Raw genomic sequence first — 21,242 nt, 5'->3', positions numbered from 1 at the left:
CGGGTCGGACAAACGGGGGGTGCCGATGTTCCACGAACGTCGCCGATGGGGCGTTCAAACGGCAATAAATGCAATTGCCGGCGCCAGGCCAGGGGAGTAGCGTGCTGGCAGCGGCTTCTGTTTATCCCAACGGAGGATGCGGACATGAACGCACGGAACGTTCGTCTTGCCGGACTCTGCATGGTCTGTCTCTTCGGCAGCGCGGCGGTGCCTGCTGAAGAGCCCCTCCAGCTGGTCACGGCCAATTTCATGAAAGTCGATGCCCAGATGCCCTGGGCCAAGGGCCACCCCAACGAGGAGTGGCGCCTGTACGGACTGATGTCCTACCAGGACGGCCGCTACGAGGAGGCAATCGGGCGCTTCGAGCGGGCGGCGTGGTACGCCGACAAGTACTCGCAGCACTACCTGAGCCTGATCTACTGGTACGGCCAGGGTGTGCCCGCGGACCACGTCCGCGCCTATATCTGGAGTGACCTCGCCGCCGAGCGCGGCAGCCACAAGCTGCTGGCGATCCGCGAAAAGATGTGGGAGCAGCTGACGCCGCAACAGCAGCAGGACGCGCAGGCGCAGGGCGCCGACTACTACGGCCGTTATGGTGACTCGGTGGCGCGGCCGCGTGCGGAAGCGGAAATCCGCCGCTTCGCCCGCAGCATGACCGGCAGTCACATCGGCTACCGCAACCAGATGCTCGAACAACAGAACGGACCCCCGATCCACGGCTCGTTCGGCAACGCCACCGCCGGCATGCTGGCCTCCAGCGCCGTTGCCGCCGGCGGCCCCACCAGCCTCGAAGCCTATGCCGACGACCGGGTGGAGTTGGGCCCGTACTGGCAGCAGCAGGACCTCGAGCTTGAAACCGGCGGCCGCGTCGAGGTTGGTCCGGCCAAGGCGACGCCGAGGCCGAAGCACACCGACTAGCCAACGACGCCCCATGCGGCGCGCGGCGCAGATGCCGGCAGGCGGAAAACCTGCCGGCGGGTCTGCAATCGGGACTGCAATCCCGTGCGGGTCATGGCGACGTCGCGTTGCCACACAGCGCGTGCGTCGCTCAGCGGATTCCGGCGCATCCGGGCCAACGATGTGCACGGCGCCATGCCAGTCCGCACAGCGAATCACTAAACTTCGCGGATGGCCAAACTCTACTTCTACTACTCGGCGATGAACGCCGGGAAGACCACCACGCTTCTGCAATCAGCGCACAACTACCGCGAACGCGGCATGCGCGTGCTGATCCTCACCCCGCGACTGGATGATCGCGCCGGCCGCGGCACGGTGGCGTCTCGCATCGGCCTGAAGGCCAGCGGTCATGCCTTCGAGCGCAGCGACGACCTCGACACGCTGATCCGTGCCGACATCGATTCGCACGGCCGGCTCGATTGCGTGCTGGTCGACGAGGCGCAGTTCCTCGCCAAGTCGCAGGTGTGGCAGTTGAGCGAGGTCGTGGATGCCTTGCGGGTGCCGGTGCTGTGTTATGGGCTGCGCACCGACTTCCGGGGCGAGCTGTTCGAGGGCAGCCAGTACCTGCTGGCGTGGGCGGACGAGCTCAACGAGATCAAGACCATCTGCCACAGCGGCAAGAAGGCGACGATGACGGTGCGCGTGGACGACGCCGGGCGCGCGGTGCAGCAGGGGCCGCAGGTCGAGATCGGCGGCAATGAACGCTACGTCTCGGTGTCCCGCGCGGAATTCAAGAAGGTCATGCGCGGCGAAGCCACGATCGATGGCGTGCCGGAGCCGCAGCAGCCGCCGTTGCTGTGAAGTCGTTGCGGTGAAGTCGTTGTGGTGAACCGGATTACAGGCAGCCTCGCCGGATCCCTTGCACCTCGCCCAGGGCCGCACTGCCCTCGGGCATGGCCGCCTGCATCTCCTGCGTGATCGCGTCGAGCTGGGCGCGGGCGAGCGTCGGTTCGCGCTGGCAGCGTGTCTCGGTGAGGTAGGCGCGCGCCAACCAGCGGTCCCGGCGCTGGTCGCTGTCGTCGGCCGGCCCGGTCGTCCCGATTTCGGCCAGGCGCTGCATGGCCGCGGTATCGCCTTCGGCGGCGAGCAGGCGCGCCTGCGCGAGCTCGGCGCGCAGGGTGTGCGGATCCCCCGGGCCGTAATGACCACGCGTCAGCGCGACCGCCTGCTGGAGGGCGCCGCGGGCCTGCGCCGGATCCCCGAGCGCCGCGGCGACCACGCCGATCAGGCGATCGGTATCGCCGACGAGACCATGCTCGGCGCCGAACTGCCCGACTCGCAGCCGGCGCGCCTCCTGCAACAACGGCATCGCGTTGGCATCGAGTCCGGCGTCGTGCAGCGCCGCCGCCTGGTTGAACAGCCCCGTGGCGAGCAGGCCGGGATCCGGGCCCGTGCGCCAGATCTCCACGGCGTGCGCCAGGGCGGGCAGGGCGGCCGCCAGGTCGCCGCGTTCCCAGGCGGCCAGCCCGAGGTTGCTGGAGTTGCGGGCGATCTCGGCGTCGCCGGCCCCCAGCCTGGCGACCAGCCATGCCTGGGTCTCGGTGAATTCGCGCTGGGCCAATGCGTAACGGCCCAGGTCCATGTGCAGCGCGGCCAGCTGGCGGCGCGCTTCGATGCCGGCACGGCTGTCGCCGCCGTGCAGCTGCACGGCGAGTGTCAGTGCCTCCTGGCAATCGTGCTCGGCGAGCGCGAGGTCGCCCTGCGCGCGACGCAATGCACAGCGGTCGCGCAGGATGGTGACTGCCAGGGGATGGCGCGCGCCGACGTGGCTGCCCAGGTAGGACAACGCTTCGTTGAAGCCGCGCATGGCGGATGCGTTGTCGCCGGCATCGCCCTTGAGCGACGCGAGGTCGACGAGGTTCTCGACGATGCCGACCTCATCGGCGGGCGATTCGCGCCGTATGGTGAGCGAGCGCTCGAACATCTGCCGCGCGCCCTGCCGTTCGCCCGCGGCGCGGCGGCAACGCCCGAGCTGCGAGTAGAACTGGCTGCTTTGCGGTGGAAGTTGCGCTTCCTCGCCGCGCGCCACGTCGAGTGCGGGCTGCATCAGGGCGAGGCATGCCGGAGCGTTGCCCTGCACGGCGAGCAGCTGTCCACGCAGGGTCAGTGATTCCAGTTGCAGGCTGTCGGGGATGTCGCGGGTGTTGTCGACGATGGCGGACTGCCGCTGCAGCAGTTGTCCCGCTTCCGCATAGTCGCCCAGGCCCAGGCGCAGGCGCGCGAGCAGGCCCAGCAATTCGGCGCGCGCGCGCGGCTGGTGGCCCGGCTCGGTGCGGTCGCGCGTTTCGGCGGCGGTGAGCAGGCTGCGCAGGTCCATGGCCTTGCCGGGCGCGCCACCCGCCTGTTCGAACAGGCCCACCATGAAATCCTGCATGGCCTGCGCGCGCGCGGCTTCGGCCAGCGCCTGCCGCGCCTGCCAGGCGACCAGGCCGACGGAGAGCCCCAGCACCACGGTCACCATGGACGCGGTCGCCAGTGTCCAGCGATGCCGGGCGAAGTACTTGCGAATGCGGTAGCCGACACCCTGCGAACGCGCCAGCACCGGGCGGCCTTCTTCATAGCGGCGCAGGTCGAGGGCGAGGGCCTCCACCGAGGGGTAACGCTGCTCGGGCTGCTTCGACAGCGTCTTCAGCACGATGTTGTCGAGATCCCCGGACAGCACGCGCGCGCGGCGACGCAGTGCGGCGACATGCCCGTACTCCTCCACCGTGTCGCTCTCGACCCGGCGCAGCATGGTCTGCGAAGGCCGGAGCGGGTCGTTGAGCAGGATCGCCTCTTCCCACGCCGCGTCGCTGTCGCGCTTGAGCCGGTATGGCTTGCGGTCTGTCAGCAGTTCGTACAGCACCACGCCGAGCGAATACACATCGGTCATTGTTGTGACCGGCTCGCCGCGGATCTGCTCGGGCGCCGCGTAGTGCAGGGTGAATGCACGCATGCCGGTGCGGGTCTGTTCCACCACCGCCGCTTCGCTGTCGAGCAGCTTGGCGATACCGAAGTCGAGCAGCCGCACTTCGCCCGCCGGCGTGACGAGGATGTTCGAGGGCTTGAGGTCGCGGTGCACGATCAGGTTGGCGTGCGCGTGGCTCACCGCATCGCACACCTGCTGGAACATGTGCAGCCGCTGCGCGACCGGTGTGTCCTGGGTGCGGCAGTAGTCGGTGATGGGTTCGCCGTCGACGTATTCCAGGGCGAGGTAGGGCAGGCCCTCGACGGTGACCCCGGCATCGAGCAGGCGTGCGATGTGCGGGTGCCCCAGGCGCGCAAGGATCTGGCGTTCGCGGGTGAAGCGCACGCGCAGGTTGGTGTCGGTCAGGCCCGGGCGCAGCAGCTTCAGGGCGACGCGGCGCTGGTACAGGCCGTCGGCGCGCGAAGCCAGCCACACCTGGCCCATCCCGCCTTCGCCGAGCAGGCGATCGAGGCGGTATGGCCCGACCACGGTGCCCGGCTGTACGCCCGGGCGCGGCGGGACCAGCGGTTCGGCAAGGAAGTCGCCGCGTTCCTCTTCCAGCGCGATCAGCGCTTCCAGTTCATCGGTGAGTGCGGGGTCTTCCTCGCGCAGTTCGCGCAACCGTTCATCGCGTGCTTCCGGCGGCAGCTCGAAGAGCGAGTCGATCAGCGGAGAGAGGAGTTGCCAGCGCGCGGGATCCATCGTTGTGCCTGTGCTCCCTACCCGGTCGGGGCGGCGGCGTAACTCAGGAGTCCTTCAGCGAAGCCAGCAGGAACAGCCGCGCCTTCTGCCAGTCGCGCCGGATGCTGCGCTCGGAGCGCTCGAGCAGGGCGGCGATCTCCAGCTCCGAGAGGCCGGCGAAGTAGCGCAGTTCCACCACCTGCGCGAGCTTCTGGTCGACGGCGGCGAGCTTGGTCAGCGCCACGTCGAGGCCGAGGGTTTCCTCGTCCAGGCGCAGGCCGCCCTCGACGTCCTCGGGCAGGTCGGTAACGCGGTGCAGGTCGCCGCCGCGCTTCTGCGCCAGGCGCTGGCGTGCGTAGTCGACCACCACGCTGCGCATGGCCGAGGCCGCATAGGCGAAGAAATGGGCGCGGTCGTCGAAGCGGGCTTCGCGGCGACCGATGAGCTTGAGGTAGGCCTCGTGCACCAGCGCGGTGGCATCGAGGGTCTGGCCATGCTGGCCGGCGAGCTGGCGCCGGGCCATGGAATGCAGTTCGGAGTAGAGCCGCGCGAGCACGTTGTCGAGCGCGCCACGATCCCCTTCTCGGGCTGCATCCAGCAGCAATGTGATGTCGGCACTATCCGCCATGACCATCCGATCCCCCGGAGTTGCGTCGAATATAAACCCAATATCCGCATAGGTGGTGTGCAGATGAGGCGAGGGCTATTTCTGGCAGTGCCCGCACCATACGGTCGTGCGTTGCCCGATCGCGGCCTGCTTCAGCGCCCGTCCGCAGCGCGGGCAGGGCTCGCCGCCCCGGCCGTAGGCCGACAGTTCCAGCTCGAAATAGCCGGGTTCGCCATCGGGGCTGATGAAATCGCGCAAGGTGGTGCCGCCGCGCTCGATGGCGTAGGCGAGGATGCGCTTCACCGCCGCTGCGAGCAGGGCGTAACGCTCGCGAGAGACCTTGCCCGCGACACGCAGCGGTGAGATGCCGGCTTCGAACAGGGCCTCGGCCACGTAGATGTTGCCGACGCCGACCACGATCTTCTGGTCCATCAGGAAGGTCTTCACCGGTGCCTTGCGGCCGCGGCTGAGCGCGAACAGGTAGTCGCCGTCGAAGGCGTCCGACAAGGGCTCCGGGCCCAGGTCGCGCAGCAGTTCGTGGGTGGTGCCGGGCGGCTGCCACAGCAGGCAGCCGAAGCGGCGCGGATCGGTGAAGCGCAGCACGCGCCGGGAATCCAGGGCGAGGTCGACGTGGTCGTGCGCCTTGACCGGCGTCGCCGCCGGCAGCACGCGCAGGCTTCCCGACATGCCCAGGTGCAGCAGCGCGCTGCCGGCGGACGTGTCGAGCAGCAGGTACTTGGCCCGCCGGCGCACGGCGGCGATGCGCTGGCCGGGCAGGAGGTCGCGCACCTCGTCCGGGATCGGCCAGCGCAGGTCCGGCCGGCGCAGGACAACGCCGGTGACCGTGCGGCCCTCGAGATGCGGCGCCAGGCCGCGACGGGTGGTTTCGACTTCGGGCAGTTCAGGCACTCAAGACCTCGGCGGGCATATATCCAGGGCCGCTGCGGCGGCGCGGAGATCGCGGTTTGGGAACGTCGTCCGCGGCGCGGCATACGCCTAGCTTACGAAGATGCCCGCAGTCCCGCCTGTTCAGCTTTCGCCCTTGCCGAAGCGCGTACCGGTCCCCATCAAGTAGGTGTTCCATACCAGCGCGAACGTCCTGCGGGAGTGGCAGAATCCCGCGCGGGACTGCGTCTTCCACCCACCCTCTTCGCCCCCGGCGAAGGGCGGCGCGCCCGCTCCGGAGTTGTCATGTCCGCATTGCTCGATTTCCTCGCCGGTGGCCTGTTGCAGGCCGGCTGGGTCTCCCTCGCGATCTATTTCCTGGTTGCCACGCAGCTCACCATCTTCTCCGTGACCTTGTACCTGCATCGTTCGCAGGCGCATCGCGCGGTGGACTTCCACCCGGTGCTGGCGCACGCCTTCCGTTTCTGGTCGTGGTTTTCGACCTCGATGATCACCAAGGAATGGGCGGCGATCCACCGCAAGCACCACGCCAAGGTCGAGACCGAGGAAGATCCGCACAGTCCGCAGATCAAGGGCATCAAGACCGTGTTCTGGCAGGGCGTCGAGCTGTACAAGGAAGCGCGCGCCGATCGCGAATCGATCGAGAAGTACGGCAAGGGCTGCCCGGACGACTGGATCGAGCGCCACCTCTACACGCCGTACGCCACGCTGGGTCCGACGCTGTATCTGTTCATCAGCTTCGCGTTGTTCGGCTTCGTCGGCGTCGCGCTGTGGGCGATCCAGATGGCGTGGATTCCGTTCTGGGCCGCGGGCGTGGTCAACGGCCTCGGCCACTGGTGGGGCTACCGCAATTTCGAAAGCGCAGACACCTCGACCAACCTGAGTCCGTGGGGCGTGTGGATCGGCGGCGAGGAACTGCACAACAACCACCACGCCTTCCCGTCGTCGGCGAAATTCGCGCTGCGCAAGTTCGAAGTGGACATCGGCTGGGTCGCGATCAGCCTGTTGGAAAAGGTCGGCCTGGCGAAGGTGCTGCGCGTGGCGCCCACGCTTGATGTGCGCCCGAACATCGCCATGCCCGACGGCGAGACGATGAAGGCGCTGCTGGCCATCCGCTTCCAGGCGATGACCGATTACTACCGCAATGTCACCCTGCCCGCGCTGCGCGAGGCCAAGGTCAAGCTGCCGCGCAAGCTGCGCAAGGGCCTGGCCGACGGTGGTCGCTGGCTCGACGACGACAAGCGCGCGCGCCTGCAGGCGTGGGTGGCTGAGCATCCGCGCATGGCGCAGCTGGCCGAGTTCCGCGCCAAGCTCTCGCAGGTGCTGGACGAACGCTCGCAGGACGCCCAGGCCACGCTGGCCAAGCTGCAGGCGTGGTGTGCCGAAGCCGAAGCCTCCGGCAACGCGGCCCTGCAGGCGTTCTCGAAGCGCCTGAAGGGGTATGCATTGGCGCCGTCGCGCATCGGCGCGTGATGCGTCGCCGCGCGACAGGTTCGAATCCGGGAGGGGCGGCGACGCCCCTTCCGTCTTTTGCGGTTCAGCCGCGCTGCGGCAGATTGCGCGGCATGCGCAACTTCCTCACCGTGATCGGCGCCGGCCTGCTGTGGCCCGTACTCGCCGCCGCCCAGGTCACCGCCAGCGACGACTACCTGGCGCGCATGGACGGCGACCGCGACAGCCGCGTCTCGCTGGCCGAATACCAGGCGTGGATGGGTTACGCCTTCGAGCACATGGACGCCAATGGCGACGGCATGCTCAGCGCGGAGGAGCTGCCCGGCGGACGTGGCAGGACGGTGAGCCTGGCCGAGCACCGCGAAGCATTGGCCGCGATGTTCCAGCGCCAGGATGCGGACCACGATGGCTTCCTCAGCACCCAGGAACTGGCGTCGCCACCGCGCTGACGCGGCCTGCAGGCGACGCATCCGGCTTCGCTCCCTAGAATGCGCGCATGACCATCCTCGTGACCGGTGCGGCCGGCTTCATCGGCGCCTACGTGTGCCGTTCCCTGCGTGATCGCGGCGATGCCGTGGTCGGGCTCGACAACTACAACGACTACTACGACCCGCAGCTCAAGCGAGACCGTGTCGCGGCGCTGTGCCCCGACGTCGACCTGCGCGCGCTCGACCTCGGCGACCGCGACGGCCTCGCCGCGCTGTTCGACGAAGTGAAGCCGACGCGCGTTATCCACCTGGCCGCGCAGGCCGGAGTGCGCTATTCGCTGACCCATCCGCACGCCTATGTCGACAGCAACCTGGTGGGCTTCGTCAACGTGCTGGAGCTGTGCCGCCATCGCGGCGTGCAGCATCTGGTCTACGCGAGTTCCTCGTCGGTGTATGGCGATTCGGCGACGCCGCCGTTCTCGGAAGACCAGCGCGTCGACCAGCCGCGTTCGCTGTACGCGGCGACCAAGGCGGCCAATGAGCTGATGGCGCACACCTACGCGCATCTCTACGGCCTGCGCGCGACCGGCCTGCGCTTCTTCACCGTGTACGGCCCGTGGGGACGGCCCGACATGGCGCCGCTGCTGTTCTCGCGCGCGGTACTGGCCGGGCGTCCGATCGACGTGTTCAACCACGGCCGCATGCGCCGCGATTTCACCTTCGTCGCCGACATCGTCGCCGGCGTGCTGGGCTCGCTCGACGCGCCATCGGGCGAAGATCCGCCGCACCGCGTCTTCAACCTCGGCAACCACACGCCGGTGGAGCTCGAGCGCTTCATCGCCGTGATCGAACAGGCGGCCGGCAAGCCCGCGCTGAAGGTCTATCGGGAGATGCAGCCGGGCGACATGGTCGAAACCATGGCCGATACCGCCCGCGCCAAGGCCGCTTTCGGCTTCGAACCCACGACCGCGATCGAGGCCGGCCTGCCGCAGGTCGTGGCCTGGTGCCGCGATTACTTCGGCGACCGCGCCTGACCCGTTCGCGGCCTCGCGCTGACGCCGTAACCCGCGGGCGGGTAGGATGCACGCCCAACGCCCCCCGTTCGGCCGCACCGCATGCTGGTGCGGCATGACAATGCCGACATGACTCCATCCGTGCCCCAGATCTCCGTCGTCGTGCCCGTGTTCAACGAGCAGGACAACGTCGCCTCGCTCATCCAGGAAACCGTGGCCGCACTGCGCGGCGTGGTTGCCTTCGAGATCGTCTACGTGGACGACCACTCGCGCGACAACACCCTGGCGACGCTGCGCGGACTCAAGGCGCAGGTGCCGGAACTGCGCGTGCTCCACCACGTAAGCCAGAGCGGCCAGAGCACGGCGATCCGCACCGGGGTGAAGGCCGCGCGCGGCGAATGGATCGCCACGCTCGATGGCGATGGCCAGAACGATCCGGCCGACATCCCCAAGCTGATCGCCGAGCGTGCCAAGGGCGGCCGCGACGTGAAAATGATCGCCGGCTGGCGCGTCCACCGGCAGGACACCGGCAGCAAGCGCTGGGCGTCGAAGTGGGCCAATGCGATCCGGGTGCGCATGCTGCACGACGACACGCCCGACACCGGCTGCGGTATCAAGCTGTTCGAACGCGCCGCCTACCTCGACCTGCCCTACTTCGACCACATGCACCGCTACCTGCCGGCGTTGATGCAGCGCGCGGGCTGGAAGACGGTGAGCGTGCCGGTGAACCACCGCGCCCGCACCGCCGGCGTGTCCAAATACAACAACTTCAATCGCGCCCTGGTCGGCATCCGCGACCTGCGCGGAGTGGCATGGCTGATCACGCGCAGCAAGCGCACCGCGGTCGAGGAGGTCTGAGATGCTGTTGACCGCTGCCACCACCGCTGCCACCACCGCTGCCGCCACCGTTGCCGGTGGCGCCGACTTCATGAATGCCCCGATCGCCTGGCTGGCCTGGACCGGGCTGCACATGTCGCCCTGGAAGCTGATCGGGCTGACCGGCGCGCTGATGTTCGGCGGGCGCTGGCTGGTGCAGTTCCTGGCCTCGCGCAAGCATGGCAAGCCGGTGATCCCGCGCCTGTTCTGGTACATGAGCCTGGTGGGGAGCGTGATGACCCTGGGCTACTTCGTGTTCTCGGCCAAGCAGGACTCGGTGGGCGTCATCCAGAACCTGTTCCCGGCCTTCACCGCCGCCTACAGCCTGTACCTGGACATCCAGCACCGCGGCTGGCACCGGGACAAGGCGTCTCACTGACCCTCCCTGGGGGAGGGGTAGTCCACCCCCGACCCGTCAAAAGCCAGGGCGTTCAGGTACGCAGCGCTGCGGCGCGCCCGGTATCCGGGCTGGCGCGATCCCCCTTGGCGCTGCATAATGCGCGGCTCGCTGCGTCCGGTCGGCCTGCTCCCATGGAGCTGGACCTCGCCCGGGCGGGACCCGGAAGCACGATTCCGACCCGCCGCCGGCAGCGGAGAAATCCCACCCTCATCGTGTGCCGCCGCAATCCACCGCGGGCGGAGGGGCCGCCGCCTCCCTGGCCAAGGGAAGCAACAATTACCTCTCGAGGTGCGTATGTCCCGCGTATGCCAAGTAACCGGCAAGCGCGTGCAGGCGGGTAACAACGTCTCGCACGCCAACAACAAGACCCGCCGCCGTTTCCTCCCGAACCTGCATGAACGCCGGTTCTGGGTTGCCAGCGAAAACCGCTGGGTGAAGCTGCGCCTTTCCACCGCTGCCCTGCGCACCATCGACAAGAACGGCATCGACTCCGTCCTTGCCCAGCTGCGTGCACGCGGCGAGAAGATCTGAGGAGGATCTGAATCATGGCTTCCAAGCGCGACAAGATCCGCCTGATCTCCTCGGCCAACACCGGCCACTTCTACACCACGGACAAGAACAAGAAGAACACGCCGAACAAGATGGAGGTCAAGAAGTACGACCCCGTCGTTCGCAAGCATGTGATCTACAAGGAAGGCAAGATCAAGTAAGTCTTCCGGCCGGTTTCCGACCGGCTTGTTCGAAGCAGTACCGAAGCCCGCCGCAAGGCGGGCTTTCTTTTTGCGTGCCCGGAACGCCACCACAAGAGACGACATGAACATCCAACCGCCCATTCGCGCTGCGCACTCCTACGTGCAGCGTCTCGGCGCCCCACCGGCGCGCGTGTTCCCCCTGCTGTGCCCCGTGCGCGAAGCCGACTGGATCGAAGGCTGGAGTCCCTTGCGTGTCATCAGCGCCTCCGGTATTGCCGAGGGCGACTGCGTGTTCGTCACCGCCGCCGAACCCGCCGATGCGATCTGGTATGTCACCCGCCACGAACCCGAAACGGGCTTCGTCGAGATGCTCAAGATCACCCCGGGTGTAACCGCCTGCCGCCTGAGCATCCAGTTGCGCGCGGCACAGGCCGGCTGCGACGCCACCGTGACCTACCTGCACACCAGCCTCGGCACGCCGGCGGGCGATGCCTTCGTCGCCGGCTTCACCGCGGCGCACTACGACAAGTTCATGCGCGACTGGGAAGCCCGCCTCAACCATTACCTCGCCCATGGCACGGCGCTGCCCGGCGAGCGCGGCTGAGCAGGCACATTCGTCGCAATAAAAAAGCCCCGGCCAAGGCCGGGGCTCTGCATCACACGGAAGATGGAACCCGTCCCGTCAGAACGTGATGCTCCAGCTGTCGATCTTGCCGATGTCGCCGGCGGCGTTGTCGTTGACGCGCAACTTCCAGGTGCCGTTGAGCGCCTCGGTCGACAGGTCCAGCGTCACCGTCTTGTTGATGTTGTCGGTGCTCGAGCCGGTGTGGTTGTGGATGTTGTAGAGCGTGCCATCCGGGGCCACGAGGTCGACCTTCAGGTCACCGATGTAGGTGTGCACGATCGCCACCGTCACCGACGCATTGCCCGGGGCGTTGCCGGTACGGCCGGAGACCGTGATCGGCGAATCCACCGTGGCGTTGTCGTTGATCGCGTAGTCGGCCGTGTTGCTGTAGGTCTGCGTGCTGCCGCCACCGCCGGTGCCGTAGCTGCCGGTCAGGCTCATGCCCGAGTAGGTGCTGTAGCCGTGGACCGTCACGTAGTACGTGCCGGCCTGCGCGGTGGTGATGTTGCAGGTCTCGGCGGTGGTGCTGCCTTCGGACTTGCAGTCGTACGACGTGGTGGTCGGCTGCGCACCGAACTTGACGTACAGGTCGGCGTCGCCGCTGCCGCCGGCGGTGACGAACTTCAGGCTGGTCGCGCCGGCCGGCACGTCCAGCTTGTAGAACTTGTCCGCACCTGCCGAGGCACCGATGCCGGTCACCGCGATGCCATTGCTCAGTGCCGTCACCGTACCGCCACCACCGCCGCCGGCGCAGCTCACGCCGACGCCAGCGAATGCCGCGGTCACATCCGCCTTGTTGAAGCCCAGGTCGGTCGCCGCGGTTTCAACGCCGCACGCACCCTGGTTGAAGGTGGAGCTCGCGGTCCAGTACAGCGCGTTGGCGCGCGCCATCACCTTGAACGCCTTCGGCGTATCCCAGCCGGCGGTCTTGGCGAGGGTGCAGAACGCCTTGTTGTACACGCCCGAGGAGTAATGCACGTCCAGGCTGGAGGTGTAGTTGGCGGCGTTGTCGATCGAGCCGCCGTCGGCGGTCGGGTTGCACATGTAACGCAGCGCGCCCGAGCCCGACTTGAAGACGTCGCGGCCCACGTCGAAGTCGTTGCTGCCCTTCCAGTAGAATTCGGTGGCTTCGCCGCCCATGTCGGAGAAGGCCTCGTTCATGCCGCCCGACATGCCCGAGTAGGTCAGGTTGGAGTGCTGCTCGGTGAAGCCGTGCGAGACCTCGTGGCCGGCCACGTCGACGCTGACCAGCGGATAGAACGTGGTGGCGCCGTCGCCGAAGCTCATGTTCGAGCCGTTCCAGAACGCGTTCTCGTAGTTCGTGCCGTAATGCACGCGCATGATCAGCTGGAAGGTCAGCGCGTTGTAGCCGGTGTAGGCCGGGTACATCTTGGTGATCACGCCGCCGAAGAAGTGCGCGTCGTTGATCGGCGCGTAGGCGCCATTGATGGCCTTGGTGGTGTTGCGCGGACAGGTGTAGGCCCACGCCGTGGTGCTGGTGCCGGTGCTGCCGTTGAGGTTCACCGACTTCACATTGGTGTTGCTCATCGTGCAGGTGGTGCCGCTCTGGACCACGTCGAGGAAGCCATAGATGCCGCCCGAACCCCACTCGTACTGGCCGGTCTTGGCATTGCCGCCGGGGCCGGTGCCGATGTCGGCGTGGGTGAGGCCTTCCCACTGCTTGAGCACCTTGCCGCTGTTGGCATCGACGATCACGAACGGACGCGTCGGCGCGCCGCCCTGCGAGGAGTCGGCGAAGTAGGAGACGACATAGACCAGGTGCGCGCGGTCGTTGCCGTCGACCCAGACCATCTGTTCCGACTTCTCGTTCTCGGTGCGCATCGTGGCGAGGCGGCTGCCCAGGCCGGCCTGCTTGCCGATCGCCAGCGCCTGGCCCTTGTCGAGCTTGGCGGCGGCCGCCGGGATTTCACGCGCGAGGCCATCGACGCGCTGGCCGAACAGCGTGCGCACGTTGCCGTTGCGGTCTTCGGCGACGATCACCTGTTCGCCGAACACCGGCAGGCCGCGGAAGGTCTGCTGATAGCGGCGGACGGTGCCGTTGCTGGTGTCGGTGCCGAGCAGCTTGAGGCTGGAATCGGCGTCCAGGCCCAGCATTTCGGCGTGGCGGTCGGCGGCATTGGCGGCGACGCCCGCGCGCGCGGTGGCGGCCTTGTACTGGGCCTCCATCTGCTTGGCGTCCTGCTTGTGCAGGTCGACGTGCGATGCCGCCAGCGCGGGACTGCACACGAGCGCGAGCGCCAACGGCGACAGCGCGAGTAGGTTCAGCTTGTTGCGTTCCACAACTCTCTCCTTGGGTAACGATGGGTTGTCGAGACCGCCGCCGGCGCGTCGCGTCTTTGCGCGACGTCGGCTGCCTGGACCCAACAGGCTTGGCGGAACATGCTTGGCGGACTTGGATGGGCAGGACACCGGACGGAATCGGATTGCCATGGACGGCCTGAAGGAGGCCATCGCTTCAAGAAACTGCAGCTACTGCAATTGCCGTGAGCGCTGCCGGCGCGCGTTCAACGGACGATCCACCCGCGGGCCTGGGCCTGCGGGTAAATGGATTTCGTCAGGACGGTTCTGGCGCGAACGGCGCGAACGGCACGGACGCGCCGTGGCAATGGCGCGGGGCGGGCGGGGACTGGGCGGGCTGCATGCGTGATTCCGGGGCTGAGGGACGACAGGTGTCATCACCCCGGGGCGAGAGCGCGGGCCTTCCTTCGCGACGGCAGGCGTAGCGAGGGTCGGACATCCTTGTGCTTTCGCGTCCGATCCGTGCCGGTCCCGGCGATGCCTGCCAGGCGGCAGCACACCAGCGCATCGGCCTGCACAGCGCCGAAGAGTCGGTAAGGAAGGTGACGGCGAGTGGACGACCGGCCCCGGTCTCCACTCCTGCCGCGGCCCATGCGGCGCGCGCATCCTGCCGACCCGCTCCCGCGGGTGCACGCCGCATCGCAGCAATTTCCCGATCCGCGCGCGCGGAGCTGGATGCCTCAGCCCGCGTGCGCGCGGATGAAGGCGACGTACTTGTCCATCCAGCCCTGCACGAACTCGCGGCTGGCCGCGCCGATGTTGCCGTCGTCGTCGAAGAAGCCCTCCTTCGCGTGGAGGAAGGCTTCCGGCTGGCCGAGCGTGGCGACGTCCAGATAGGCGAGCGTGGTGCGCAGGTGCTGCTGCGCCAGCGCGGTACCGATCGAGCCGACCGAAATGCCGATGACGCCCGCGGCCTTGCCCGCGAATGCGCTCTGTCCGTACGGGCGCGAGGCGTGGTCGATCGCATTCTTCAGCACGCCGGGCATCGAGCGGTTGTACTCGGGGGTGACGAAGATCAGGCCGTTGGCGGCCTTGACCTCCGCCTTGAGCCGCAGCACCTGCTGCGCCTGGTGCGCGTCGTCGTCCTGGTTGTACAGCGGCAGGTCGCCGATCTCGAGCTGGTGCAAGCGGAATTCCGCGGGCGCGAGCCGCGCCAGCGCGGTGGCGAGCTTCCGGTTGAAGGAATCGCGGCGCAGGCTGCCGACGAACACGGCAATGGCGTACTGGCTCATGCAGGTCTCCTGGGGGCAAGTCGCGCCATGCTGCACCGCGGGTCGTTAAGGCCGTGCGCGGCCCGCACGGCCGGTTCGCGACGGCTCTGGCGTTGCTCCATGCAACACCTTCCCGCTCCCGGAGCCCGCCATGCCTGCCGCCCTCCCGCGCCTCGCCGTGCTGACGTTCGCACTTGCCCTCGCGATGCCCGCACTCGGCGCCGAGCACAAGTCCCCGGGCACCGAATCGAAGCCCCGCAGTACCCTGCCCGACGGGGCGCAGGCCCGCTTCACCTTCCTCGACGTCAACCAGGACGGCGTCCTGAGCAAGTACGAATACGACAGCGATGTCGCATTCGAGACGATGGACCGTGACCACAACCATCGCCTGTCGGCCGCCGAGCTGCAGGTGGGCCTGGGGGCAGTGGAGCCCGGTTCGGCTTCCGCCGCCGACCGCATCGTGATCGCCGACCTGGATGCCGATGGCGAACTCGACGATGCCGAACTCCGCCGCTCCACCGAACTGCGCTTCGGCTGGCTCGACCGCAACAGCGACGGCAACCTCGACCTGGCCGAAATGACGGCCGGCTACGGCGTGCGCGTGCGTCCATGAGCCCACCGCGCCGCTGACCGCGCCGCTGACCGCGGCGCGATTACCTTCGCGCAAAAAACAACAGCGAAGCCTTCGCTTCGCTGTTGTTTGCAACGTCCCGCCCGGTCGGGTCGCGCGGTTACGCCGGCACGTGCAGGCGCAGCGGCACCGGGCGGTTGTCCTCATGCATGCAGATGCGGTCGCGGCCTTCCGCCTTGGCGCGGTACATGGCGCGGTCGGCGTGCATGAACAGCTGTTCGAAGCTGTGGCCGCACAGCTTGGTGCTGGCGCAGCCGAAGCTGGCGGTGATCGCGGGAATGCCGCCGTCGATCGCCGACGCATCGATCGCGGCGAGGTACTCGCGGCACTTCTGCGCGATGCGTTCGGCCGTATGCAGGTCGCCGCCGCAGGAGAGGATGGCGAATTCCTCGCCACCCAGGCGGCCGAACAGGTCGCCCTCGCGGCACGAGGCATGGCACGCCGCGGCTACCTGGCGCAGCACCCAGTCGCCGGTGGCGTGGCCGTGGCGGTCGTTGATGCGCTTGAAGTTGTCCAGGTCGAGCAGCACCAGCGCGGCCTCGCGCTCGACGGCCGCGCAACGCGCCAGTTGCGCCTCGGCCTGCGCGCGGAAGTGGCCGCGGTTGAAGATCCCGGTAAGGCTGTCCACCTGCGCCTGCTTGCGGAACATCACCTGCACGCGCTTGATCTTGTAGGCCCAGTAGGTGCCCACGCCGAGCACCAGCAACAGCATCAGCACCAGCAGGCGGTTGTTGATCGCGGACTTCTTCGCGACTTCCTGCTGCAGCCGCAGCACGTCATTCTGGCGGCTCAGCAGCTCGATCGACTGGTTCTTCTGCTGCAGCTCGTGGCGGCTGAGCTGGAAGGCGAATTCGCGCGCCTTTACTTCGTCGAGGCGGGCCTTGTCGGCTTCGGCGTACTGGCGGTACTCGTCCAGCGCCGCTTTCAGGTCACCGCGACGCAATGCGGTCTCGTAAAGGACCTTATGTGCGGTCACCAGTGGCAGCGAGTATGCGTCCGTGCCGCCTTTGGCCAATGCGCGATGCGCGTGATTCTCCGCACCACTGAGGTCCCCAGTGTCCAGGCGGTATTCGGCAAGCAGACCGTTGATCTCGCCGATCAGGCGCGGGTATCCCGTTGCTTCAACTTCAGGCAGATGCGCTTCCAGTAGTTCAATAGCCTGTGCGGTCTTTTTCTGGGCAGCCCAGTGGCGAGCCAGATATCCACGCAGCAGGTTCGCGGGAATGGTCTCGTGCTGCGCATTGCAAGCAGCGATGGCATCGTTGATGTCGGCTTCGTCGTCGGGCGTATTCAACCCATAGAGAGCCTCGACCCGCAGCTGGTGTGCGATGCATTGGTTTCTGGGCGACGAGCCCTGGGCCAGGAGGCGCTCGGCGTAATGCTGGCCGAGTGCGAACTGCCCGTATTGGTTGTAGATAACAGCGGCAACGAGGTAGCCCTGATGACGAAGCTCGGTCTCGGGGACCTGGTCGGCCAGGCTGAGGGCCTTCTCGAGCTCACGCAGCCCCAGGGAGAAGTCGCGGGTAATTGCGGCAAGGTTCGCGACCAGGAGCGCGGCGCGAAACTGCAGTGAAACCTCGGGCGCTTCGTCGAGTACCGCGAGTGCATCCTCGGTCGCACCGTCATAGTTGCCGGTGATCCCTTTCTGGTAGGCCTTGAGCAAGCGCAATTGGCGCAACTGCCTGGGAGTCGCGGACACTTTGATTTCATCGAGCCCGGTCAGCGCCGCCGCGAAAGCCTTCGGGTCGGTGCTGCGAACTGATTCTGCTTTCTGAAGCAGGGTCTCGACGTCAGAGGCCATGGCCGACAGAGGCAGCAATGCGAACAATGCGATTGTCAGCAATCCTTTCTTAACCTTCCGCTGCTTCATGATCATCTCCATGTCCAGGTAGACCTGCCGACGTCACTGCACCGAGGCGCAGGACGTCGGCGTCACTCGGGCTTAGGCAGCTCGAGAGGAGACTTCGCCCTCCGGCGTTTCGTCGCCGCCTTCCTGCTCATCGCCTTCCTTCGGCTCTTCGTTTTCGGCCGGCACAATCATGCACATCATCGCCAGGCGTCCGCCCAGGGCCTGATTCAGGGCTTCTGCATTGCGCTCCATCAATGCCTTGTACGCGGCAGAATCCACTCCCGCTTTTGCAACGGCCGCGGCAAAATCTTCAGCCGACAGCTGCTTCGGGTTGCGGGCCAGGTTTTCCAGGAACTGCACGACGTTGGACATCTTCGACTCCTACTGCTTGGTGGTGGACGGCGGGTGGTAACGCCGAAGCGGCGCTTGGCCGCTTCGGCTCTATTCAAATCAATCGGGAGTGGCAATGAAGCAGCGCAATTCGGCGCGCCCGCCCAGCACGCGATTGACCGCGTTCGCATCACGCGCCAGCAGGGCATCGCGCGCGGCGTCATCCAGCCCCAGGGCTTCGACGGCATGGGTGTAGTTGGCGGCGGACATCTGGTTCGGCGCGGCGCCGAGGGTTTCGAGGAACTGCACGATGGACATCACTACTCTCCTTGTGGTGTTGCGGTGGTTGAAAGTCAGGCCTGTTCGGTGGCGGCGGCTTCCGCTCGCTCCAGCGCTTCGATCCTGGCCAGCATCGCTTCGTCGCGCTGCAGCGGTTCGCACGGCGGCACGACCAGGGTGGAATGCATGTACAGCGGCGTATCCGGCAGGTCGCGCAGGGCGACGGTGTCCATGCGCGGCTGGGTGATCGGCAGCGTCGCGGCTTCGTACACGGTGACCAGGTGGTCGGCCGGGTAGTCCTCGCGCAGGCGCTCGACCAGCAGGCGACGGTATTCGGGGCCGGTGGCGAAGCGGCGGTAGGTGCGGTCGCCGGCGATGCCGACCTGCCACAGGATCAGGTAGGCGGACGGGTCGATCCGGCGCCGATAGAACATCAGCTGGCTGGCTTCGTAGTGCTGGCAGCCCAGGCGGCCGGGATCGATGCCGAGGTCGGCGTACAGGCAGTCCTCGGCGGAGACGCCTGGTTCCATATGGGCGGCGAAGCCTTCGCGGCGGGCCTGGGCGATGGCGTCGTGCGGGGCCTTGGCGAACACGCCGGGGTGGCCGTAGAACGCGCCGACGACGGTACGGCCGGCGCGGACCTCGACCAGCATGGACTCGACCATGTCGCGGTAGGTCTGATGGCGCGGCTTGCCCTCGGCGTAATGCGGCTGGAGGCTGCGCACGTCCGGGTGCATCTGCTGCAGCCACAGCTCCACGACCGGATCGGACACGGCGACGAAGACCACGTCGGCCTGTTCGATCTGGCTGCGCGCACGCGGGCCGATATGGGCCCCAAGCATCATCCCCAGGCCGACGCAGACCAGGCTGCCCGGCTTTTCAGCAGTCGTTGACACGTTTCGTCCATCCCCCCGGAAGAGTAGGGACGATAACCGACCGGCCTGATTCTGCAAAACCGGTCGCAAAAAGCGCCCTGCGCGGATCCCCGGCAAGCGGGGGGTGGTGGTCAGGCTGGAACGTTGCAGGCCGTTGAGACCGGGCGGCCCGCCAGTTGCCGGGCCTGCCATTCGGCGCGTGGCAGTTCCCAGCGGCACAGGGTCTTGTCGGTCACCTTGTCCGGCGTGCGTACGAAGCCGAACCTGGCGAGCAGCCTGTCGATGAGCAGGGCATGGTCATCGTCCGGGCGTTGCGCGTACACGAGTGCCAGGCCCATGCCGTTGCAAGCATGCTCGTTGAAGGCGTGCTCGAGCAGCGGCGCGAAGGCCTCGCTCGACACGCCGCGGTTCCACCAGCCATTGCGCAGCATCACGCCGAGTTCGGCGCTGTCGCCCGTGCGCAGCAGGGCGGCCATGCCGATGGCGATGTCCGACGTCCTGCTGTCAGCAAGCGTGCAGTCGATAAGCGTGTAGTCGATCGCCCAGAAGCGGTGGCCGGGCGTGTCCTTGGCGTTGTGCCCGCACGCGCGCTGGAAGCTTGCCAGCGCCGCTTCGGCCGACAGCGGCGCGACGATGCGGCGCATGACGTCGGGATCGGTGTAGAGGTGGCAGAACATCGCTTCGTCGCGCGCTTCCATCGGGCGCAACCGCAGGCGCGGCGTATCGAGCACGGCCACCTCAGCTTGACCACGCCGCATCGGCACCGCGCGCCTTCGCCACGCGCACGCAGCCACCGTTGGGCGCGCTGCGGTCGAACACGCAATAGCGTTCCGCCAGCAGCGGCAGGCCGAGGATGGTCAGGTTCGGCCAGTTCTGCAGCTGGCTCGATAGCAGGCAGTACGCCTGCCCGGCGCGCATCGCATTGCGCGGCCAGTAGTGTTCCTGGGTGCAGGCGAGCTTCGTCTCGCCGCCATCGGTGGCGCGCAGGAAAAAATGCAGCTCGGGCCAGTCGAGCGCGTCGACGTCGGCGTTCGGCAGGCCTTGCTGCTGCTGCGCGAACACCTGCTGGAAGCGTTCGACCAGCGCCGGCAGGCGCGCATCGTGTTGCGCGAACGCGGCGAGCACGGCGCAATAGAGCGTGGCTTCGAGGATCACGAAGCTGCAGCCGGTATCGAAGAAGGCGTTGCTGGCGGCGCGGTGTTCGTACTTCGGATCCAGCGCCGGCGCGTCGATGCGCGGACCGTCGCCGACCTGCACCGCGACCAGGTGCGCGTTGTAGTAGAGGTCGTGGACGATCTGGATGTCGGCGAATTCGCCTTCGTGCAGCCGGTGCGGCTGGTCCGCATCGTGATCGGCGGAACCGCCGAGCACCATCACGCCCTGGTTGAGCGGATCGGCGGCGAGCAAAGCCACGTCGGCGCTGTCGCCCTCGACGTGCACCAGCGGCCGGCGCAGCAGCAGGGCGAAGCGGTTGTCGATGCAATGGGCATCCGCCAGCGCGGTGAACAGCGGCGTCAATGTCACCCGCGGCTGCTGCTTCAACAGGGTGGCGAAGTCGCTGAGGTTCTCGTCTTCGCGGTCGAACGGCCACGGCCAGGTCAGTGGTGGCTCGACGCCGCGCTCGCTGAGGTAGTCGCGCACGTCGTGTGCGATGTCCAGGCCGCTGTAGGCGAGGCCGAACAGGCCGTCGGCGTCGTGCATGTCCTGCGCCTGGGCCTGGGCGCGCGAGAACTGCGCGGCATCGAGGCGCACGCTCCCGTGCAGACCGTCGAAGTGCACGTCCGCGCGCAGCACCGGCCCGGCCCACACGCCCCCGCCGTAGCGCACTTCCTGCGCCCAGGTGGTCGGCGTGTGGCTGGCGTCCTGGTCGGGATCGTAGGCGTGCGGCAGTACCACCAGCGTGCTGCTGCCGGTGTCGAGGACGAAGTTGCCGGGGCGCTGGCCGCTGCCGATCGACAGGCGGACGGTGTAGGCGCCCTTGGCATGGGCGAGGGTGATGGGCAGGTGCAGGGCGCGGGTCATGGGTCGATTGGAGCAGATTGGTGCGCGGGTGCGGCAGCCCCCATCCCGGCCTTCCCCCGCAAGCGGGGGAAGGAGAACACCGCAAGCGCACGATGGAAAAGATTGCTCCATCCCCCGCGTGCGGGGGAGGGTTGGGGCTGTC

Annotated in this window: 22 protein-coding genes; 11 read left to right on the top strand and 11 right to left on the bottom strand. The window is 67.6% G+C overall.

The genetic code is table 11. The features are described from left to right. Window positions 1-144 precede the first annotated feature (144 nt). Together ACXJJ9_RS09555 and ACXJJ9_RS09550 are read left to right on the top strand one after the other, a co-directional pair. Entirely contained in the window at window positions 145-918 is a 774-nt protein-coding gene (locus ACXJJ9_RS09555) for a hypothetical protein (RefSeq protein ID WP_457096965.1), read from the top strand. A gap of 210 nt (window positions 919-1,128) precedes the next feature. Beyond that, entirely contained in the window at window positions 1,129-1,758 is a 630-nt protein-coding gene (locus ACXJJ9_RS09550; RefSeq protein WP_457096964.1) for a thymidine kinase, read from the top strand. Between the two features lie 34 nt (window positions 1,759-1,792). Here the strand turns inward: ACXJJ9_RS09550 and ACXJJ9_RS09545 are convergent, their stop codons facing one another. The 3 genes from ACXJJ9_RS09545 to mutM form a co-directional block, all read right to left on the bottom strand. Further along, complete coding sequence (locus ACXJJ9_RS09545) at window positions 1,793-4,606, bottom strand: protein kinase domain-containing protein (RefSeq protein ID WP_457096963.1); 2,814 nt, start codon at window positions 4,604-4,606, stop codon at window positions 1,793-1,795. 43 nt (window positions 4,607-4,649) lie between these two features. Then, the gene (locus ACXJJ9_RS09540; RefSeq protein ID WP_310054653.1) at window positions 4,650-5,213 is read right to left on the bottom strand and encodes an ECF-type sigma factor; all 564 of its coding nucleotides are present in this window, start codon (window positions 5,211-5,213) and stop codon (window positions 4,650-4,652) included. A gap of 75 nt (window positions 5,214-5,288) precedes the next feature. Next, window positions 5,289-6,101 (bottom strand): bifunctional DNA-formamidopyrimidine glycosylase/DNA-(apurinic or apyrimidinic site) lyase, encoded by an 813-nt coding sequence (gene mutM, locus ACXJJ9_RS09535; RefSeq protein WP_457096962.1) that lies wholly within the window; start codon window positions 6,099-6,101, stop codon window positions 5,289-5,291. Between the two features lie 282 nt (window positions 6,102-6,383). Here mutM and ACXJJ9_RS09530 point away from each other — a divergent pair, with 282 nt between their 5' ends. The 8 genes from ACXJJ9_RS09530 (at window position 6,384) to ACXJJ9_RS09495 (ending at window position 11,563) form a co-directional block, all read left to right on the top strand. Further along, window positions 6,384-7,571, top strand: coding sequence for a DesA family fatty acid desaturase (locus ACXJJ9_RS09530; RefSeq protein ID WP_457096961.1), 1,188 nt, complete (start codon window positions 6,384-6,386; stop codon window positions 7,569-7,571). A 92-nt stretch (window positions 7,572-7,663) separates the two neighbouring features. Further along, on the top strand, window positions 7,664-7,999 hold the full coding sequence (locus tag ACXJJ9_RS09525) for an EF-hand domain-containing protein (RefSeq protein WP_457096960.1): 336 nt from the start codon (window positions 7,664-7,666) through the stop codon (window positions 7,997-7,999). A gap of 47 nt (window positions 8,000-8,046) precedes the next feature. Next, complete coding sequence (locus ACXJJ9_RS09520) at window positions 8,047-9,012, top strand: NAD-dependent epimerase/dehydratase family protein (protein WP_457096959.1); 966 nt, start codon at window positions 8,047-8,049, stop codon at window positions 9,010-9,012. 108 nt (window positions 9,013-9,120) lie between these two features. Then, window positions 9,121-9,849, top strand: coding sequence for a glycosyltransferase family 2 protein (locus tag ACXJJ9_RS09515; RefSeq protein ID WP_457096958.1), 729 nt, complete (start codon window positions 9,121-9,123; stop codon window positions 9,847-9,849). Window positions 9,850-9,919: 70 nt separating this feature from the next. After that, window positions 9,920-10,246, top strand: a complete 327-nt coding sequence (locus ACXJJ9_RS09510) for a lipid-A-disaccharide synthase N-terminal domain-containing protein (RefSeq protein WP_457097205.1) — start codon at window positions 9,920-9,922, stop codon at window positions 10,244-10,246. Window positions 10,247-10,561: 315 nt separating this feature from the next. Further along, on the top strand, window positions 10,562-10,798 hold the full coding sequence (gene rpmB / locus ACXJJ9_RS09505) for a 50S ribosomal protein L28 (RefSeq protein ID WP_310054639.1): 237 nt from the start codon (window positions 10,562-10,564) through the stop codon (window positions 10,796-10,798). An 11-nt stretch (window positions 10,799-10,809) separates the two neighbouring features. Then, complete coding sequence (rpmG, locus tag ACXJJ9_RS09500) at window positions 10,810-10,977, top strand: 50S ribosomal protein L33 (RefSeq protein WP_175489134.1); 168 nt, start codon at window positions 10,810-10,812, stop codon at window positions 10,975-10,977. 103 nt (window positions 10,978-11,080) lie between these two features. Beyond that, window positions 11,081-11,563: a hypothetical protein gene (locus tag ACXJJ9_RS09495; protein WP_457096957.1), complete on the top strand. Its 483-nt coding sequence runs from the start codon at window positions 11,081-11,083 to the stop codon at window positions 11,561-11,563. 78 nt (window positions 11,564-11,641) lie between these two features. Here ACXJJ9_RS09495 and ACXJJ9_RS09490 read toward each other — a convergent pair whose 3' ends face one another. Together ACXJJ9_RS09490 and ACXJJ9_RS09485 are read right to left on the bottom strand one after the other, a co-directional pair. Next, window positions 11,642-13,885: a M4 family metallopeptidase gene (locus ACXJJ9_RS09490; RefSeq protein WP_457096956.1), complete on the bottom strand. Its 2,244-nt coding sequence runs from the start codon at window positions 13,883-13,885 to the stop codon at window positions 11,642-11,644. A gap of 698 nt (window positions 13,886-14,583) precedes the next feature. Further along, complete coding sequence (locus ACXJJ9_RS09485; RefSeq protein ID WP_457096955.1) at window positions 14,584-15,135, bottom strand: NADPH-dependent FMN reductase; 552 nt, start codon at window positions 15,133-15,135, stop codon at window positions 14,584-14,586. Between the two features lie 130 nt (window positions 15,136-15,265). Here ACXJJ9_RS09485 and ACXJJ9_RS09480 point away from each other — a divergent pair, with 130 nt between their 5' ends. Further along, window positions 15,266-15,727, top strand: coding sequence for a hypothetical protein (locus ACXJJ9_RS09480; protein ID WP_457096954.1), 462 nt, complete (start codon window positions 15,266-15,268; stop codon window positions 15,725-15,727). A gap of 118 nt (window positions 15,728-15,845) precedes the next feature. Here the strand turns inward: ACXJJ9_RS09480 and ACXJJ9_RS09475 are convergent, their stop codons facing one another. The 6 genes from ACXJJ9_RS09475 to ACXJJ9_RS09450 all read right to left on the bottom strand — a co-directional run bounded on the left by ACXJJ9_RS09475 (window position 15,846) and on the right by ACXJJ9_RS09450 (window position 21,100). Further along, window positions 15,846-17,615 (bottom strand): diguanylate cyclase, encoded by a 1,770-nt coding sequence (locus tag ACXJJ9_RS09475; protein WP_457096953.1) that lies wholly within the window; start codon window positions 17,613-17,615, stop codon window positions 15,846-15,848. A gap of 72 nt (window positions 17,616-17,687) precedes the next feature. After that, complete coding sequence (locus ACXJJ9_RS09470) at window positions 17,688-17,966, bottom strand: hypothetical protein (protein ID WP_457096952.1); 279 nt, start codon at window positions 17,964-17,966, stop codon at window positions 17,688-17,690. 78 nt (window positions 17,967-18,044) lie between these two features. Continuing rightward, a complete protein-coding gene (locus ACXJJ9_RS09465; protein ID WP_457096951.1) occupies window positions 18,045-18,242 on the bottom strand; it encodes a hypothetical protein in 198 nt (65 codons plus the stop codon). A gap of 35 nt (window positions 18,243-18,277) precedes the next feature. Next, the gene (locus ACXJJ9_RS09460; protein WP_457096950.1) at window positions 18,278-19,099 is read right to left on the bottom strand and encodes an SAM-dependent methyltransferase; all 822 of its coding nucleotides are present in this window, start codon (window positions 19,097-19,099) and stop codon (window positions 18,278-18,280) included. A gap of 110 nt (window positions 19,100-19,209) precedes the next feature. Continuing rightward, on the bottom strand, window positions 19,210-19,809 hold the full coding sequence (locus ACXJJ9_RS09455) for a GNAT family N-acetyltransferase (protein ID WP_457096949.1): 600 nt from the start codon (window positions 19,807-19,809) through the stop codon (window positions 19,210-19,212). A gap of 7 nt (window positions 19,810-19,816) precedes the next feature. Next, window positions 19,817-21,100 (bottom strand): pepsin-like aspartic protease, encoded by a 1,284-nt coding sequence (locus ACXJJ9_RS09450; protein ID WP_457096948.1) that lies wholly within the window; start codon window positions 21,098-21,100, stop codon window positions 19,817-19,819. Window positions 21,101-21,242 lie beyond the last annotated feature (142 nt).

It is taken from the genome of Lysobacter sp. P5_B9 (assembly GCF_054049835.1).
This window is presented reverse-complemented; position numbering and strand designations above follow the sequence as displayed.

What these genes read in the sequence shown, in the direction of transcription:
- ACXJJ9_RS09510 (WP_457097205.1), top strand. Translation starts at nt 9,920, where the DNA reads ATGAATGCCCCGATCGCCTGGCTGGCCTGGACCGGGCTGCACATGTCG.
- ACXJJ9_RS09495 (WP_457096957.1), top strand. Translation starts at nt 11,081, where the DNA reads ATGAACATCCAACCGCCCATTCGCGCTGCGCACTCCTACGTGCAGCGT.
- ACXJJ9_RS09485 (WP_457096955.1), bottom strand. Translation starts at nt 15,135, where the DNA reads ATGAGCCAGTACGCCATTGCCGTGTTCGTCGGCAGCCTGCGCCGCGAT.
- ACXJJ9_RS09550 (WP_457096964.1), top strand. Translation starts at nt 1,129, where the DNA reads ATGGCCAAACTCTACTTCTACTACTCGGCGATGAACGCCGGGAAGACC.
- ACXJJ9_RS09530 (WP_457096961.1), top strand. Translation starts at nt 6,384, where the DNA reads ATGTCCGCATTGCTCGATTTCCTCGCCGGTGGCCTGTTGCAGGCCGGC.
- ACXJJ9_RS09540 (WP_310054653.1), bottom strand. Translation starts at nt 5,213, where the DNA reads ATGGCGGATAGTGCCGACATCACATTGCTGCTGGATGCAGCCCGAGAA.
- ACXJJ9_RS09450 (WP_457096948.1), bottom strand. Translation starts at nt 21,100, where the DNA reads ATGACCCGCGCCCTGCACCTGCCCATCACCCTCGCCCATGCCAAGGGC.
- ACXJJ9_RS09525 (WP_457096960.1), top strand. Translation starts at nt 7,664, where the DNA reads ATGCGCAACTTCCTCACCGTGATCGGCGCCGGCCTGCTGTGGCCCGTA.
- ACXJJ9_RS09545 (WP_457096963.1), bottom strand. Translation starts at nt 4,606, where the DNA reads ATGGATCCCGCGCGCTGGCAACTCCTCTCTCCGCTGATCGACTCGCTC.
- ACXJJ9_RS09555 (WP_457096965.1), top strand. Translation starts at nt 145, where the DNA reads ATGAACGCACGGAACGTTCGTCTTGCCGGACTCTGCATGGTCTGTCTC.
- ACXJJ9_RS09465 (WP_457096951.1), bottom strand. Translation starts at nt 18,242, where the DNA reads ATGTCCATCGTGCAGTTCCTCGAAACCCTCGGCGCCGCGCCGAACCAG.
- ACXJJ9_RS09515 (WP_457096958.1), top strand. Translation starts at nt 9,121, where the DNA reads ATGACTCCATCCGTGCCCCAGATCTCCGTCGTCGTGCCCGTGTTCAAC.
- ACXJJ9_RS09520 (WP_457096959.1), top strand. Translation starts at nt 8,047, where the DNA reads ATGACCATCCTCGTGACCGGTGCGGCCGGCTTCATCGGCGCCTACGTG.
- ACXJJ9_RS09475 (WP_457096953.1), bottom strand. Translation starts at nt 17,615, where the DNA reads ATGAAGCAGCGGAAGGTTAAGAAAGGATTGCTGACAATCGCATTGTTC.
- ACXJJ9_RS09470 (WP_457096952.1), bottom strand. Translation starts at nt 17,966, where the DNA reads ATGTCCAACGTCGTGCAGTTCCTGGAAAACCTGGCCCGCAACCCGAAG.
- rpmB (WP_310054639.1), top strand. Translation starts at nt 10,562, where the DNA reads ATGTCCCGCGTATGCCAAGTAACCGGCAAGCGCGTGCAGGCGGGTAAC.
- ACXJJ9_RS09480 (WP_457096954.1), top strand. Translation starts at nt 15,266, where the DNA reads ATGCCTGCCGCCCTCCCGCGCCTCGCCGTGCTGACGTTCGCACTTGCC.